This is a genomic window from Humibacillus xanthopallidus, from assembly GCF_006716675.1.
Classification (GTDB): domain Bacteria; phylum Actinomycetota; class Actinomycetes; order Actinomycetales; family Dermatophilaceae; genus Humibacillus; species Humibacillus xanthopallidus_B.
This window is the reverse complement of sequence record NZ_VFPM01000003.1, coordinates 409,393-423,169: the sequence shown is the minus strand read 5'-3', so window position 1 is coordinate 423,169 and position 13,777 is coordinate 409,393. Positions and strand designations below refer to the sequence as shown.

The following is a 13,777-nucleotide window of genomic DNA, read 5'->3' as shown; positions in this document are numbered from 1 at the left end:
AACGGCTGCGCTGGCTCAGACGTCAGCGACCGCTGCGGCACCCACAGTTGCGTCCGCGGTGGAACCCCTCAGCAACCTCCCGCTCATCTCGGTGGTCCTCGCGGATCCCGACCCCACACACAACACCATCACCTACCTCAACGCGTCCAAGGACAACGTGGTCCCGTCCACGGTTGATCTCGTAGGCGCCCAGGACCCTGCGCAGAACCTCACAGCACTGTCGGCAGAGATCAAGGGCCGAGGCAACTTCACCTGGACCCTGGCCAAGAAGCCGTACCAGCTGAAGTTCTCCTCCGCCCAGTCAGTGCTCGGCATGGCGCCGGCCAAGACCTGGGTCCTGCTTGCCAACCACGCCGACACGGCGCTGCTGCGCAACAAGGTGGCTTTCGACCTGGCTCGTGAGCTGGGCCTGCCCTACTCCCCGGAGTCGCGATTCGTCGACCTCGAGATCAACGGTCAGGACCTCGGCAACTACCTCATCACCGAGAAGGTCGAGGTGAAGACCAACCGGGTCGAACTGCAGGACGACGCGGGGCTGCTGCTCGAGCTCGACAACAACTACGGGCTCGCGGAGGACTACCACTTCTACACCAAGACGAGCAACACACTGTTCGTGCTCAAGGACGCCAAGGGCGGCGTCAGTGTGCCCCTCAGCCCGACCGTCCAGACGGCCTACACGGACATCCAGACCTACCTCAACACCCTCGAGTCGCTGCTCTACGCTCCCAAGCCGGACTGGACCAAGATCAGCTCGATGATCGACGTCGAATCGTTCCTCAAGTACTACTTCGTCTTCGACCTCACCGAGAACCCGGAGATCGTTGCGTCGAGTGTCTACTTCTACAAGGACGGTCCGAACGACGTCCTCCACGCCGGACCCGTGTGGGACTTCGACAGTTCAGAGGGCAGCTACGCCGTGGAGCACCTCGGAGGCGACCCCGAGTCGGAGTACGTCAAGAATGCCAGCGTCTTGAGGAGGCGCGGCAACGGGTGGTTCGGTGAGCTGTTCCGCAACCCGCAGTTCGTGACTGCAGCCAACCAGATGTACACCGGTGAGGTCAGGGCCAAGATCGACGCGCTGACGAGCAAGATCGACGGCTACGCGGCTGAGATCAAGCAGTCCGCGAACCGCAACTTCCAGATCTGGCCCGTCCTCGGCAAGCCGTCCGTGTTCCCCGCCGGCAACGGCCACCTCGTACGCAGCACGTGGGCCGGCGAGGTCTCCTACCTCAGGGACTGGGTGGCCCAGCGGGCCGGCTTCCTCGACGGTTCCTACGGCGAGACCGTGCCCATCGTCCGGTACTCGACACACGTATCGACCATCGGTTGGCAGCCGACGATGAGCACGGGCCAGATCGCCGGGACGATCGGGCGCTCGCTTCGGGTCGAGGCCATGGTGATCTCGCACCAGAACGCGACGGTGCCGGGCTCGATCCAGGGCAACGCCTATGTGCAGAGTCTGGGCTGGCAGGGCTGGAAGGGCCCAGGCAGCACGATCGGCACGACCGGTCGTGGCCTGCGCATGGAAGGCGTGCAGCTGAGGCTCACGGACCAGCTGGCCGCCAAGTACGACATCTCCTACCGGGCGCACGTCCAGAACAACGGCTGGATGCCGTGGGTGAGGAACGGCGCCACCGCGGGCCTGCCGGGCCAGGGACTGCGGATCGAGGCGGTTCAGGTCAGGCTCCTGCCCAAGGGTCCCAACGCGTCCTACCGGAGCCACGTCCAAGGCATCGGGTGGATGCCGTACGTGACCAACGGCACGAGCAGCGGCACCACGGGACGATCCCTGCGGATCGAGGCTCTTCAGCTCAAGGTATCCGCAGGCCCGTACACGGGTGACATCTCCTACCGCGGGCACGTGCAGAGCATCGGTTGGCAGAGCTGGGTCGGATCCTCGACCTTCATCGGCACGACCGGTCGGGGACTTCGGCTCGAGGCCCTCCAGATCAAGCTGACCGGTGAGCGCGCTGCTCACTACGCCGTCCGCTACCGGGCGTACGTGCAGGACGTGGGCTGGCAGCAATGGGTCTGGGACGGTGCCACTGCTGGGACGACGGGCCTCGGCAAGCGGATCGAGACGGTCCAGATCGAGGTCATACCCAAGACCTCGTAGCCAGCCCAGGTGGCATCGGCGCACCCGTGCAGCGGCACGGGTGCGCCGATGGCGTTCTCGGGCAATTGCATAATGTCGATTACCGGCGAATTCCCTTGCAGCACAAGCGATTCCGTCAGCCCAAGCGCCGGCCAAGCCCGGCGGCATACGCGTCGAGGGCGCTGAGCACGTCGGCCGCGCGATAGACGCGGTTGCGGCGGTGCCCGGTCGACTCGAGGAGGATGCCGTCCGCGACGAGACGCTGCAGGGCCGACTGCGCCGTGGGCGCGGTGACCCCGAGCTCGCGGACGACGACGCGGGCCGTGACCACTGGCTGTCGCAGCAGCAGGTCGAGCAGACTCCACGACGCGGACCCGGCCCGGGCCGTGAGGCGGCCGGCCCACTCCTCACGCACTTCGCGGAGCGTGCCGACGAGCCGCTCCCCGATGTGGGTGCCGCTGCGAGCCGCCTCGGCGACACAGCGCAGGATCGGCTCGGCGTCACCGGCGCGGTAGGCCGTGAGGGCCGCGAAGTAGTCGTCACGCAGGGCGAGCAGACCGGCGGAGATCGGCACCGTCACCCGGTGGATGGCACCGGTGTGGAGCAGGACGGAGTGCAGGAGTGCCCGCCCGGTGCGGCCGTTCCCGTCGGTGAACGGGTGGATCGTCTCGAACTGGGCGTGCGCCAGTGCAGCGTGCGCCAGCGGTGGAAGGTCGTCGCGGTCCATGAAGGTCACGAGGTCGGCCATGAGCGCGGGCACGTCGGTCGCGAGGGGTGGCACGTAGTGCGCGTCACCCGGGTGCAGGGGCGAGCCGCCCACCCAGACCTGCTGCTCGCGCCAGGCGCCCGCTGCGTGCACCGACTGCTGCGACATGAGCGCGCGGTGCATGGCGAGCACTGCCGACTCGTCGAGGCGGCCGGCCAGGTCGAGCGCCGCCTGCATCGTGCGGACGTTGGCGAGGATCACCGCCGCGTTCGCGCGGGATCCCTCACCGATCTCCGCCTCCGCCAGGGCCCGCGCCGACGACGTCAGGTTCTCGATCTGCGAGCTCGCTGCGCTCTCGGAGCGCAGGAGCACCGACGCGAACGGCGCGATCTCACCCGCTCCCCCGGCGTCGAAGGCGGCGAGCAGCCGGGTCGCGTCGTCGAGGTCGGCCGCGAGGTCGCCACCCAGCACGAGCGCCACGTCGGCGACAGGCGGCACCAGTGCGGCGGCATACGTGCGGGGAGTCGTGCGCAGGGCGCGACGGGACAGGTCGAAGAGACCTTCGACGGGCTGCCAGGGCACCGTCACGCTGCCGAGTGCGGGCCAGTTCACCGGGGCCATGCCACCTCCTTGGTAAAGGTTAGCGCACAACCTTTACCAAGGACCTCAGGCCGTTTCGATGACCCACCACGCGGCATACGGGCTCAGGGCGACCTGGCCGTCAGCGCCCGCGTAGACCGCGTGGCCCCCGATGGCGTCGGCGGGCTGTCGGATGCCGGCCCCGCGGAAGAGGTCGAGAGAGACGTGGCGCCACTCCCCCGTGACGTTGTAGACGCACACCATGGGGCCGCTCGGGTGCCCCCGGCGGACGGCGAGCACGCCGTCCTCGGTGTCGGCGACCACGTCAGTCGTGCCGGACGCGTGCAGCTGCGGCAGCCCCGCCCGCACGCGGGCGAGGTGCGCGAGGCCCTGGAACACCCGGCCCGCGCGCGTGCCGGGATCGCGGCTCAGGGCGGCCTCGGTCCAGTCGATCCGCTCGCGGTGCGCCCAGCGGTTGTCGTCCTCGTGGCCGGGCTCGTCGGCCCAGTGCGGGTCGTTGGGAAGGCCCAGCTCGTCGCCGCTCCACACGACCGGTATGCCGCCCCACCCGGCGACGATGGCGTGGGCGAGGAAGAGGCGTGCGAGGGCCGCGCCCTCGGCGTCCGCGTCCGGCGCGTCGGAGAGCCCGACGAGGGCGGCCGCCGTGCCGCTGATGCGCTTGTCGCCCGTGGCGGGGTTGTGCTGGAAGACGAGGCCCCGCGCCCACGAGCCCGGGAAGTCACCGGCATACCAGTCGGAGAGGAACCGCCGGTGCTCCCAGCCGTTGAGCCCGACGGCCGCAGCATCCCCGTCGTCGATCGCCCACCCGATGTCGTCGTGACAGCGGATGTAGCAGATCCACGTGCCGCTCGGTGGGGTCGTGGGCAGGGACCGCAAGGCCTGCTTCGCCAGGAGCGTGCTGCCGGTCGCGAGCATCGACCACACCTGCACCATGAGGCTGTTGTGGTAGGCGAGATCGCTGACCCGCCCGGAGTGGCGCCCCTGACCGAGGTACTGCACGAGGTCGCGCGGGCCGACGATGGCCTCGGCCTTGAAGGCGAGCGCGGGGGCAGCGATGCGGGCCACGGTGCGCAGGGCCTGCGTGATGGCGTGCACCTCGGGCTGGTTCTGGCAGTTGGTGCCCAGGCGCTTCCACGTGAACGCGATCGCGTCGAGGCGCAGCACCTCGACCCCGAGGTTGGCGAGGTAGAGCACGACGTCGGCGAGCTCGACGAGGACGTCGGGGTTGGCCCAGTTGAGGTCCCACTGCCACTCGTTGAAGGTCGTCCAGACCCACCCGTCGAGCTCGGCGTCCCACGTGAAGTTGCCCGGCGCGAAGTCGGGGAAGACCTCGGGCAGCGTGCTCTCGTAGGCGTTGGGCATCTCACGGTCGGAGAACACGTGGAAGTAGTCGCGGTAGTGCGACTCCCCCGCCCGCGCCCGACGGGCCCACTCGTGCTCTCGGGCGACGTGGTTGAGCACGAGGTCGAGCACGAGCGAGACGCCGTGACCGCGCAGCGTGCGGGTGAGCTCGCGGAGGTCGTCGACGTCGCCGAGGTCGGCGCGCACCGTGCGGTAGTCCTGCACGGCGTACCCGCCGTCGTTGTCGCCCTCGCGCGGCTGCAGCAGGGGCATGAGGTGCAGGTAGGTGACACCCAGGTCGCGAAGGTAGGGCAGACGGCTCGGGATGCCCGCCAGGGTGTCGGCGAATCTCTCAGTGTAGCAGGCATATCCGAGCATGTCCGGTTGCTGGAGCCAGTCCGGGCGGAGGAGGCGACGCTGGTCGAGGTGCCTCAGCTCGGGCTCTCGCGCGCGAAAGCCGGCGATGGCGGACTCGACGAGCCGCAGCGTCAGCGCCGAGACGTCGTGGCCCGGGTAAAGCACCGCCAGCGCGTCGACGAGGTCGTCGGACCAGCGTTCGAGGCGCAGCTCGATAGTCTCCCGCTCTTGCTCGTCGAGGTCGACCAGGAGGGAGGAGACCGACTCCGACGTCGGTCCGGTGCGGGGTCTCATGGCCAGATTGAACAGCAGTCGGGCCGGGTGCGACAGAGGGTCACGCGGACGAGTTCGCGCCGGGTTCGGTGACGCGGTGCTGCCGTGCTCACTCGAAGGGCGTCGGGTCGCCGGCCCCGACCCTGGTCACGACCGGATAGCCGTCGGAGTAGTCGACGACCGTCGTCGGCTCCAGGCCGCACTCCCCCGAGTCGATGACGGCGTCGATGACGTGGTCGAGACGGTCCTTGATCTCCCAGCCCTCCGTCATGGGCTCGTCGTCGTCGGGCAGGAGCAGCGTGCTCGAGAGGATCGGCTCACCCAGTGCCTTGAGCAGCTCACGGACGACGGGGTGCTCGGGGATGCGCACGCCCACCGTCTTCTTCTTCGGGTGCAGCAGGCGCCTCGGCACCTCCTTCGTCGCGGGCAGGATGAACGTGTAGGGGCCAGGCGTCACGGACTTGATGGCGCGGAAGACCGAGTTGTCGAGCTGCACGAACTGGCCCATCTGCGCGAAGTCGGAGCAGACGAGGGTGAAGTGGTGCTTGTCGTCAAGGTGGCGGATGCGCAGGATCCGCTCCTTGCCCTCGGGGTTGTCGAGGGAGCACCCCAGGGCGAAGCACGAGTCGGTGGGGTACGCGATGAGGCCGCCCTCACGCAGGATCGCGACCACCTGGGCGATCGCCCGGGGCTGTGGGTCCACCGGGTGGACGTCGAAGTACCTCGCCATGCGTCCACCCTGCCATGCTGGCGCCATGGGTGAGGACGTGGGCCAGAACGTGAATGACGATGCGACTGACGACGTGGGTGACGGCGGGAAGGACGGCGGGAGCGAGGTCGGGAGCGAGGCCGGGGACGCGATCGAGATCTCCGACAACCCCGCCGCCGGCGCGTTCGAGCTCCGCGACGCGGGCCGGCTCATCGGCATCGCGCGGTATGCCGTCGTGCCGGCTTCCGAGGGCCACGCCGAGCGGGTGGTCTTCTTCCACACGGAGGTGAGCAAGGCCTTCGAGGGCCAGGGACTGGCCGGCCGGCTCGCAGCCACGGCGCTCGACCGGACCGTGGCCGCCGGGCGCACCATCGTGGCGCTCTGCCCCTACATCAAGGCCTACCTCAGGCGGCACGAGGCCGACTACGCCGGTCACGTGGCGCAGCCCCAACCTGCCGACCTCGACGCCGTGGACCGGGCCGTCGACGGCTGAGGACGTCGGGACGTCGGGCCTCTCAGCGGCGGCCGAAGTAGTCGCTGGCCTCCATCGCATCGAGGACGGACGGCGTGCCGTGCTGGTCGATCGAGTAGCGGCCGATGTCGACGGCTGTGTCGACGACGAGACCGACCGGGTTGGCGAGGTCCCACGGCGAGACGTGGATCTCTGGACCGGTCGCCGGATCGAGGGCGATCTGCGTGCCGAGCGCGTTGGGCAGGATGGAGTCGCCGATGACCGGCACGTGGTCGGTGAAGGACCCCAGGGGATGTTGCAGCGTCGTCAGCACCTCACCCCGCACGTGGTAGTTGCGCACCTGGTCGGCGGGCAGGACGGGGCTCTCGTTCCCGACGCTCGCGGCCGCGATGACGGTATTGGGGTGCACCCCGGCAGCGTTGAAGGTCACAGCGGGCAGGTCGGTGGCCACCGAGGCGGTGCTCGCCAGCCCGCCTCCGAGTGAGTGGCCGGTGAGTACGACGTTGTCGGCACCGACGGCGCGGGACAGCTGCTCGGCGAGGACGATGGCCTGGGCGTGCTGGGCGCTGAGCGCCCCCATGCCCTGCTGGAGGTTGGTCCCCCAGTCCTCGAGGCTCGAGGGATCGGTGCCGGCGAAGGCGAGCACGTAGCCGTCGTCGGCATCGCGGTAGATGGCCGCCTGGAAGCCGCCGGGCCCGTCGAGTGAGCCGGGATCGATGCCGAGCGCCTCGAGCTCAGCGGCGCCGACGGGGTGGAAGTGCTCGCTGCCCGTGCCGTCGTAGACCCCCGCCGCGAGCTCGGCGAGCTCGACGTCGATCTGCTGCGGGACCGTGCCGCGGGTCTCCTCGGCGATGCCCGGCTCTGCGGTCGTGCCGCCCGGAGCGGCGCCACCGAGCCTCGAAGACGGGCCGGGAAACCCCGGGATGCCGGGCAGGCCGGGCAGGCCGGGCAGGCCGGGCAGGCCAGGTAGCCCAGGCGGCCCAGGGAGGGCTGGAGCCGACGACCGCGCGCTCGCGGTGCGCTGGGCGCGGGCGTTCTCGCGCAGCCTGGCAGCCAGCATCTCCAGCGACGACGAGAGGCCCGTGAGGGCGGCTGCGGACCGGCGCCACTCGGCGTCGACGGCGTCGGCGTCGCCACCACCCCATGACCGGGCGATGACCGCCATCGCCTGGGTGCTCGAGTCCCGCACGCCGTCGACCCCGCGGGCACAGGTCACGAGCTCGCCCGCGACCCGGTCCAGCACCTCGGGGTCGCCCCCCTTGCGATAGAGCATCGCCACCTCCTCCTCGACGAGCCCTCACGCTAGGACAGGAGGCGGGGCGGGTCGATGGGGAGCACTCCCCGACCGGCACCTCAGGCTGCGGTCCGACCGCCCCGGGCGCCGCGCCCGACGAGGCACCCGAGCCCGCGGGCTAGACCCGGCGGGTCAGCCCGCGGGCTCGACCCGGCGGCTCAGCGTCGCGCGCCCGCAAGCGGCGCCGCGAACGGCGTCACGTCGGCGAACGGGTCGATGCGCTCGGCACGGGGCTGGCCCGTGACGAGGGCGGCGAAGGAGCGCCCCGCCCGCTCGATGCGCTCGCCGAGACGACCGGCCTCGGTGCTACCCCAGTCCTCACTCGCGGCGAAGACCGCGACCGGGGCCACGAGCGCGCCGAGGTGTGCGAAGAGCGGCCGGAGGGCGTGGTCGACGGCGAGCGAGTGGCGCGCCGTGCCGCCCGTGGCGCCGAGCAGGACGGGTGTGTCGCGCAGGGCGTCCGTGGGCAGCACGTCGACGAGCATCTTGAAGAGGCCGCTGTAGGACGCCGCGTAGATCGGGGTCGCGACGACGACCGCGTCGGCTTCCGTGATCGCGTCGAGCCGCACCTGCAGCTCGGGCGACGCGAAACCGGTGAGCACGGTGTTGGTGAGGTCGTGCGCGACCTCACGCACGTCGACGACCTCGACGACGACCTCGCGGGGCGCGAGCGCGGCCACGGTCGCCGCGGTCAGGCGGTCGGCGAGCAGGCGCGTCGACGACGGCTGGGTCACTCCGGCCGTGATGACGGCGAGGTGGAACGGGTTCACTTCGACACCTCCAGGGTGGATCGCGTGCGGTCGAGAGTCGTGGGCTGCGTCGCCTCCGGCGAGGCTCCGGTCACGTCGTCGACGGCGTGGACGGTGGAGTCGTGGCCTCCCCCGGCGGCGGCGAGCAGGCTGGCGTGGGTCGGGGCGTCCGGCACGTGGGCCGGCTTGAGGGCGGCGAACTCCTTGCGGAGCACCGGCACGACCTCCTCGCCGAGGATGTCGAGCTGCTCGAGGACGGTCTTGAGGGGCAGGCCCGCGTGGTCCATGAGCCACAGCTGGCGCTGGTAGTCGCCGGCGTAGTCACGGAAGCTCAGGGTGCGCTCGATGACCTCCTGCGGGCTGCCGACGGTCAGCGGTGTCTGCCGCGTGAACTCCTCGAGGGAGGGGCCGTGGCCGTAGACGGGGGCGTTGTCGAAGTAGGGCCGGAACTCGCGGACCGCGTCCTGGCTGTTCTTGCGCATGAAGACCTGGCCACCGAGTCCCACGATCGCCTGGTCGGCGCTGCCGTGGCCGTAGTGCTCGAACCGGCGACGGTAGAGCTGGACCATCTGCTTCGTGTGGCTGGCAGGCCAGAAGATGTGGTTCGAGAAGAAGCCGTCGCCGTAGTAGGCCGCCTGCTCGGCGATCTCGGGGCTGCGGATCGAGCCGTGCCAGACGAACGGCGGGATGCCGTCGAGCGGGCGAGGCGTCGAGGTGAAGCCCTGCAGCGGGGTGCGGTACTGGCCCTGCCAGTTGACGACCTCCTCGCGCCACAGCCGGTGCAGCAGCGCGTAGTTCTCGATCGCCAGGGGGATGCCGTCGCGGATGTCCTTGCCGAACCACGGGTAGACGGGACCGGTGTTGCCGCGCCCCATCATGAGGTCCATCCGGCCGTCGCTCAGGTGCTGGAGCGTCGCGTAGTCCTCGGCGATGCGCACCGGGTCGGTCGTCGTGATGAGGGTGGTCGAGGTGGACAGCAGGATCCGCTCGGTCTGAGCGGCGATGAAGGCCAGCGTCGTCGTCGGCGCCGACGGGACGAAGGGCGGGTTGTGGTGCTGCCCGGTCGCGAAGACGTCGAGCCCGACCTCCTCCGCCTTCTTGGCGATGGCGACCGTCGCGGTGATGCGCTCGTGCTCGGTCGGCGTGCGGCCCGTCGTCGGGTCGGTGGTCACGTCGCCGACGGTGAAGATGCCGAACTGCATGGATCCCAGCTCCTTTGTGATTGAGAATTCAATCATATCAACAGGATGGCCCCCTCGGTCATTCCCGCCCCCGCGTGCCTCCGCCGGCTCCTTCCCCCTGCGCGCCACCATGGTGATGGTCCGCGAGGAGGCGGACCGGGAGGGAGCGGTCATGCAGCTCGTCGCACCGCCTGCCGGCTTCGTCGCGCCGGAGCGTGTCACTGCTCCTGCCCGCCTCAGCCAACGGGTCCCCGCGGTCTATCCCCTCGCCGTCTGGGCCCATCGCGCCAGGCGCCGGCTCGAGTGGATGCGCTCCGACGCCGTCTGGGCCTCCGCGCGCTCCTCGTCGCCTCTTGCCCACCGGGTCAAGGCGCACAGCTCGCTGCTCATGCGCGAGCTGAGCGAGGACGAGATGCACCTCCAGCGCAACAAGGTCGTCAACCTGCGACTGGCCGCTGCCCGCGTCGACGGCATCCTCGTCGGCCCCGGCGAGACGCTCTCGTTCAACCGCGTCGTCGGCAGCTGCACCCGGCGCCGGGGCTACCTCGACGGCATGCGCCTGTCCAACGGCGAGGCGCGTGCGGGTGTCGGTGGCGGCATCTGCCAGCTCGCCAACCTCCTGCACTGGATGGTGCTGCACAGCCCGCTCACCGTCGTCGAGCGGTCCGAGCACTCCTTCGACCCCTTCCCCGACAAGGCCCGCGTCCTGCCGTGGGGAGTCGGGTGCTCGATCGTCTACAACTACGTCGACCTCGTCGTGCGCAACGACACCGACATCACCTTCCAGGTCTCCTGCTCCGTCGGCGAGCGCCACCTCGACGGTGAGCTGCGCTCCGACCGCCCGACGCCTCACTCGTACCGCGTGCAGGCCCGTCACGAGGCCTTCATCAAGGCCGGTGACGACCTCTTCCGGCGCAACGAGATCTGGCGCACGGTCATCGACAAGCGCACCGGTGACGTCGTCGGTGAGGAGCTGGTCAAGCACAACTGCGCGCTCGTGCGCTACGAACCGCTCGACGACGTGCCGGTCATCGACGCCTCTCTCGCCGACGCCTCGGCCCGTCACTGAGCCATCACGCGCGTCCACGCCGCGCCCCGGGTCCGGGCGGCATACGTGATTGGGTGAGGGCGTGCGGATCGGAGAACGGGCTCACGCGGTGGCTGCCGCCCTCTGGCGGCGCGCTGGCGGACGCCTGCAGTGGCGCCTCGTGCGCTGGCGCAGCGCCACCTTCCTCGTCGGGCTGACGGGCGTCGTCCGCGACCCGGCCGGTCGCGTGCTGGTGCTCGAGCACCGCTACTGGATGGGCAACGCGTGCGGCCTCCCGTCGGGGTATGCCGTCCGGCGCGAGACGTGGGAGGAGGGCCTCGCGCGCGAGGTGCGTGAGGAGACCGGCCTCGAGGTGTCCGATGTCGCGGTGGTGCGCGTGCGGTCCGGCTTCGAGGGACGCATCGAGGTGCTGCTGACGGCGACCGCCCCGGCAGGTGCCACACCCCGAGCCGACGGCGGCGAGGTGCTCGTCGCCGCGTTCGTCGAGCCGTCCGAGGCACGGGCCCGGCTGCGCGCCGAGCACGTGCGGATGCTCGACCACGTCGTGGGGGCAGACGAGCCCGCATGACATCCTGATGCCGTGACGGCTGACATCTCTCCCAAGGACCGCTTCATCACGGTCTACGGTCGCAACCCGGTGCATGAGGTCCTGCTCGACGACACCCTCGTCGTCGACAAGGTCGTCATCGCCGAGGGCGCCCGGGGCGAGGGCATCCGCGAGATCAGGGCGGCCGCGCGCCGCCGAGGGATCGAGGTGCAGGTCGCGAGCCCTGACCGGGTCAAGAAGCTCGCAGGCAACGGCCGGCAGGACCAAGGGGTCTTCGCCGACGTGGTGGCGCCGCGGATGCGCCCGCTCGACGCCGCCCTGGCCGGGGATGCGACCGGCCTGCGCACCGTCCTCGTCCTCGACGGCCTGACGACCCCGGCCAACGTCGGCATGATCCTGCGCACCGCGACGGCCGCCGGACTGGACGGCATCGTCGTGCCACGTCGCGGCGTCGCCTCCATCGACCCGCTCGTCGTCAAGGCCTCCGCCGGGGTCGCCTTCCGGGCGCCGATCCTCAAGGCGTTCACGGCTGGTGAGGCCGTCGCCGCCCTCAAGGCGCACGGCTTCCACGTCGTCGGGCTCGATGCCGACGGCGACGACGACCTCTTCACCGCGCACCTGCCCGAGCCGGTCGCATTCGTGCTCGGCAGCGAGAGTGCCGGCCTCTCCCCCGAGGTCGAGCGCCTCGTCGACACGTGGGTGTCGATCCCCATGGCTGCCGGCGTCGAGTCGCTCAACGTCGCCGCGGCCGGCGCCGTCGTCTGCTTCGAGCTCGTCCGTCGCGACCGCGCCTGACCACCCGCCCGTGCGGCCTGCCGCTCGCGGGGAGCGACCGTCGGACCGCCAGGGAGCGCCACCGCCGGCTCCGCTCAGGCGTGCCGCGGCATCGGCGGCCCAGTCGTGGCGGTCCGTCGGTCGCGTTGACCCACGGGGCCGAGGGTGTCAGTCGCCCCACTTCGCCGCGAGCGCGCGCACGACGGTGAGGTTGCGCGCCGTGCCGACCGCGCCGGTCAGCTTCTCGATCCGCGTGTTGCTCAGCCTCGCGCCCTGCACGCCCGCCGCGAGGAAGAGCACGATGTCGTTGCCGACGACGCGGGCTGCCTCGGTCGGGGCGGCCCAGGCGTGCAGGGCCTCGACCCCGGCAGGGTCCAGCTCGCCGGACATGAAGGTGACGTAGCGCCCGGCGTCGGCGGCGATCGGCGACTCCAACGCGTCCGCCTCGTGGGCCACCCGGCGCAGCTCTGCTGGGGTGCGCACGACGACCGGCACGTCGAAGCCGAACCCCTCGCTGATGACGGTCCGGAGCTCGCTCTCCATGCGGGCGCTGCTGCGCGTGGCCGACCGCACCCTGAGGTTGCCGCTCGCGATGTGGGTCTCCACCTCGTCGAACCCGTTGTCCTCCAGCAGGTCTCGCAGGGCCTGCATCTTCATCTGCCGCTTGCCGACGTTGACGGCCCTGAGGAAGCCGATCCAGGTCGGCATGGTCAGGCGCCCGTCCCGTCCGAGACGGGCACGTCGCGGGCGACGCAGGTGCCGGAGCCCACGTGCTCGACCCGGCCCCCGACGTGCACCGTCCCCTCGGGGTCGATCTCGAGCAGCAGGACGGACGGTCGCCCGACTGCAGTGCCCTGGCTGACGTCGACCGACACGTCGCGCGACCCTTGGTGCACGAGCCAGGCGCCGAGGTTCGCACAGGCCGAGCCGGTCGCCGGGTCCTCGTGGACCGCGCCGTCCTGGGTGTAGAAGAGCCGGGCCTCGATCGACCTGGGCCCCGTCCAGGCCCAGACGTAGACGTGGGGTGGCCGCCCCGGGGAGGTCATGTGCTCGGCCATCGCGACGGCATCGGGGCGGCACGCCCGCACGCCGGCCACCGAGTCGACCCGCACGATGAGCTGCTCGACGCCCGCACCGACCCACAGGGCGTCCGAGCGCACGACGACGTGGGGGTCGACGCCCAGCCCGGCGGCGAGGTCGGCCTGCGACGAGGTCACCGCCCTGGTCGTGGCGACCGGTGCGGTCAGGCTCCAGCCGGCCCCGAGCCGCGTGACGGGGATGTCGCCGGCGGGCACCGTCAGGGTCACCTCGTCGAGCGGGGCGGAGGCCAGCGAGGCGATGACCGCCGCGGTGCCGAGGGTCGGGTGCCCCGCGAAGGGCATCTCGTGGCCCGGCGTGAAGATGCGGGCGCTCGCCCGCCCCGCACCGTCGTGCGACGTGACGAAGGCGGTCTCGCTGAGGTTGAACTGGCGGGCCCACGACTGCATCTCGGCGTCGGAGAGGCCACCGGCGTCGGTGAGGACCGCGAGCGGGTTGCCCGAGAACGGGTCGCCCTCGATCGAGAAGACGTTGAGCAGGCGGAAGGGCAGGTCCATGTGCCGAGTGTGCCCGAGACCGCGCCCGGGGACCAC

13 protein-coding genes are annotated in these 13,777 nt (G+C 71.0%); 5 read left to right on the top strand and 8 right to left on the bottom strand.

From position 1 onward, the window contains the following. The first annotated feature begins 58 nt into the window (after positions 1-58). Entirely contained in the window at positions 59-2,116 is a 2,058-nt protein-coding gene (locus FBY41_RS17055; RefSeq protein ID WP_185749134.1) for a CotH kinase family protein, read from the top strand. Between the two features lie 115 nt (positions 2,117-2,231). Here FBY41_RS17055 and FBY41_RS17050 read toward each other — a convergent pair whose 3' ends face one another. The 3 genes from FBY41_RS17050 to FBY41_RS17040 all read right to left on the bottom strand — a co-directional run bounded on the left by FBY41_RS17050 (position 2,232) and on the right by FBY41_RS17040 (position 6,102). Further along, positions 2,232-3,422, bottom strand: a complete 1,191-nt coding sequence (locus FBY41_RS17050; RefSeq protein ID WP_141845469.1) for a Fic family protein — start codon at positions 3,420-3,422, stop codon at positions 2,232-2,234. A 45-nt stretch (positions 3,423-3,467) separates the two neighbouring features. Further along, positions 3,468-5,393, bottom strand: coding sequence for an alpha-amylase family protein (locus tag FBY41_RS17045; RefSeq protein ID WP_141845468.1), 1,926 nt, complete (start codon positions 5,391-5,393; stop codon positions 3,468-3,470). Positions 5,394-5,481: 88 nt separating this feature from the next. Next, positions 5,482-6,102 carry an L-threonylcarbamoyladenylate synthase gene (locus FBY41_RS17040; protein ID WP_141845467.1) on the bottom strand — a complete coding sequence of 207 codons (621 nt, stop codon included), beginning with the start codon at positions 6,100-6,102 and terminating at the stop codon, positions 5,482-5,484. Between the two features lie 25 nt (positions 6,103-6,127). Between FBY41_RS17040 and FBY41_RS17035 the strand changes: the two genes are divergently transcribed. Beyond that, positions 6,128-6,574 (top strand): GNAT family N-acetyltransferase, encoded by a 447-nt coding sequence (locus tag FBY41_RS17035; protein ID WP_141845466.1) that lies wholly within the window; start codon positions 6,128-6,130, stop codon positions 6,572-6,574. Positions 6,575-6,596: 22 nt separating this feature from the next. Here the strand turns inward: FBY41_RS17035 and FBY41_RS17030 are convergent, their stop codons facing one another. The 3 genes from FBY41_RS17030 to FBY41_RS17020 all read right to left on the bottom strand — a co-directional run bounded on the left by FBY41_RS17030 (position 6,597) and on the right by FBY41_RS17020 (position 9,798). Beyond that, positions 6,597-7,826 (bottom strand): Mbeg1-like protein, encoded by a 1,230-nt coding sequence (locus tag FBY41_RS17030; RefSeq protein WP_141845465.1) that lies wholly within the window; start codon positions 7,824-7,826, stop codon positions 6,597-6,599. A gap of 179 nt (positions 7,827-8,005) precedes the next feature. Continuing rightward, positions 8,006-8,617: a CE1759 family FMN reductase gene (locus tag FBY41_RS17025; RefSeq protein WP_141845464.1), complete on the bottom strand. Its 612-nt coding sequence runs from the start codon at positions 8,615-8,617 to the stop codon at positions 8,006-8,008. Then, positions 8,614-9,798, bottom strand: coding sequence for an LLM class flavin-dependent oxidoreductase (locus FBY41_RS17020; protein WP_141845463.1), 1,185 nt, complete (start codon positions 9,796-9,798; stop codon positions 8,614-8,616). The genes FBY41_RS17025 and FBY41_RS17020 overlap by 4 nt, the downstream gene beginning before the upstream one ends. A 151-nt stretch (positions 9,799-9,949) precedes the next feature. Between FBY41_RS17020 and FBY41_RS17015 the strand changes: the two genes are divergently transcribed. From FBY41_RS17015 to FBY41_RS17005, 3 genes are all read left to right on the top strand, one after another. Next, positions 9,950-10,846 carry a VanW family protein gene (locus tag FBY41_RS17015; protein ID WP_141845462.1) on the top strand — a complete coding sequence of 299 codons (897 nt, stop codon included), beginning with the start codon at positions 9,950-9,952 and terminating at the stop codon, positions 10,844-10,846. An 88-nt stretch (positions 10,847-10,934) separates the two neighbouring features. Continuing rightward, positions 10,935-11,393, top strand: a complete 459-nt coding sequence (locus FBY41_RS17010) for an NUDIX domain-containing protein (RefSeq protein WP_185749133.1) — start codon at positions 10,935-10,937, stop codon at positions 11,391-11,393. Between the two features lie 12 nt (positions 11,394-11,405). After that, entirely contained in the window at positions 11,406-12,167 is a 762-nt protein-coding gene (locus tag FBY41_RS17005; protein ID WP_141845460.1) for a TrmH family RNA methyltransferase, read from the top strand. 147 nt (positions 12,168-12,314) lie between these two features. On the opposite strand, the gene FBY41_RS17000 is transcribed toward FBY41_RS17005, so the two are convergent. Both FBY41_RS17000 and FBY41_RS16995 read right to left on the bottom strand, forming a co-directional pair. Next, positions 12,315-12,854, bottom strand: coding sequence for a DUF1697 domain-containing protein (locus FBY41_RS17000; RefSeq protein WP_141845459.1), 540 nt, complete (start codon positions 12,852-12,854; stop codon positions 12,315-12,317). 2 nt (positions 12,855-12,856) lie between these two features. After that, a complete protein-coding gene (locus FBY41_RS16995; RefSeq protein ID WP_141845458.1) occupies positions 12,857-13,741 on the bottom strand; it encodes a PhzF family phenazine biosynthesis protein in 885 nt (294 codons plus the stop codon). Positions 13,742-13,777: the final 36 nt, after the last annotated feature.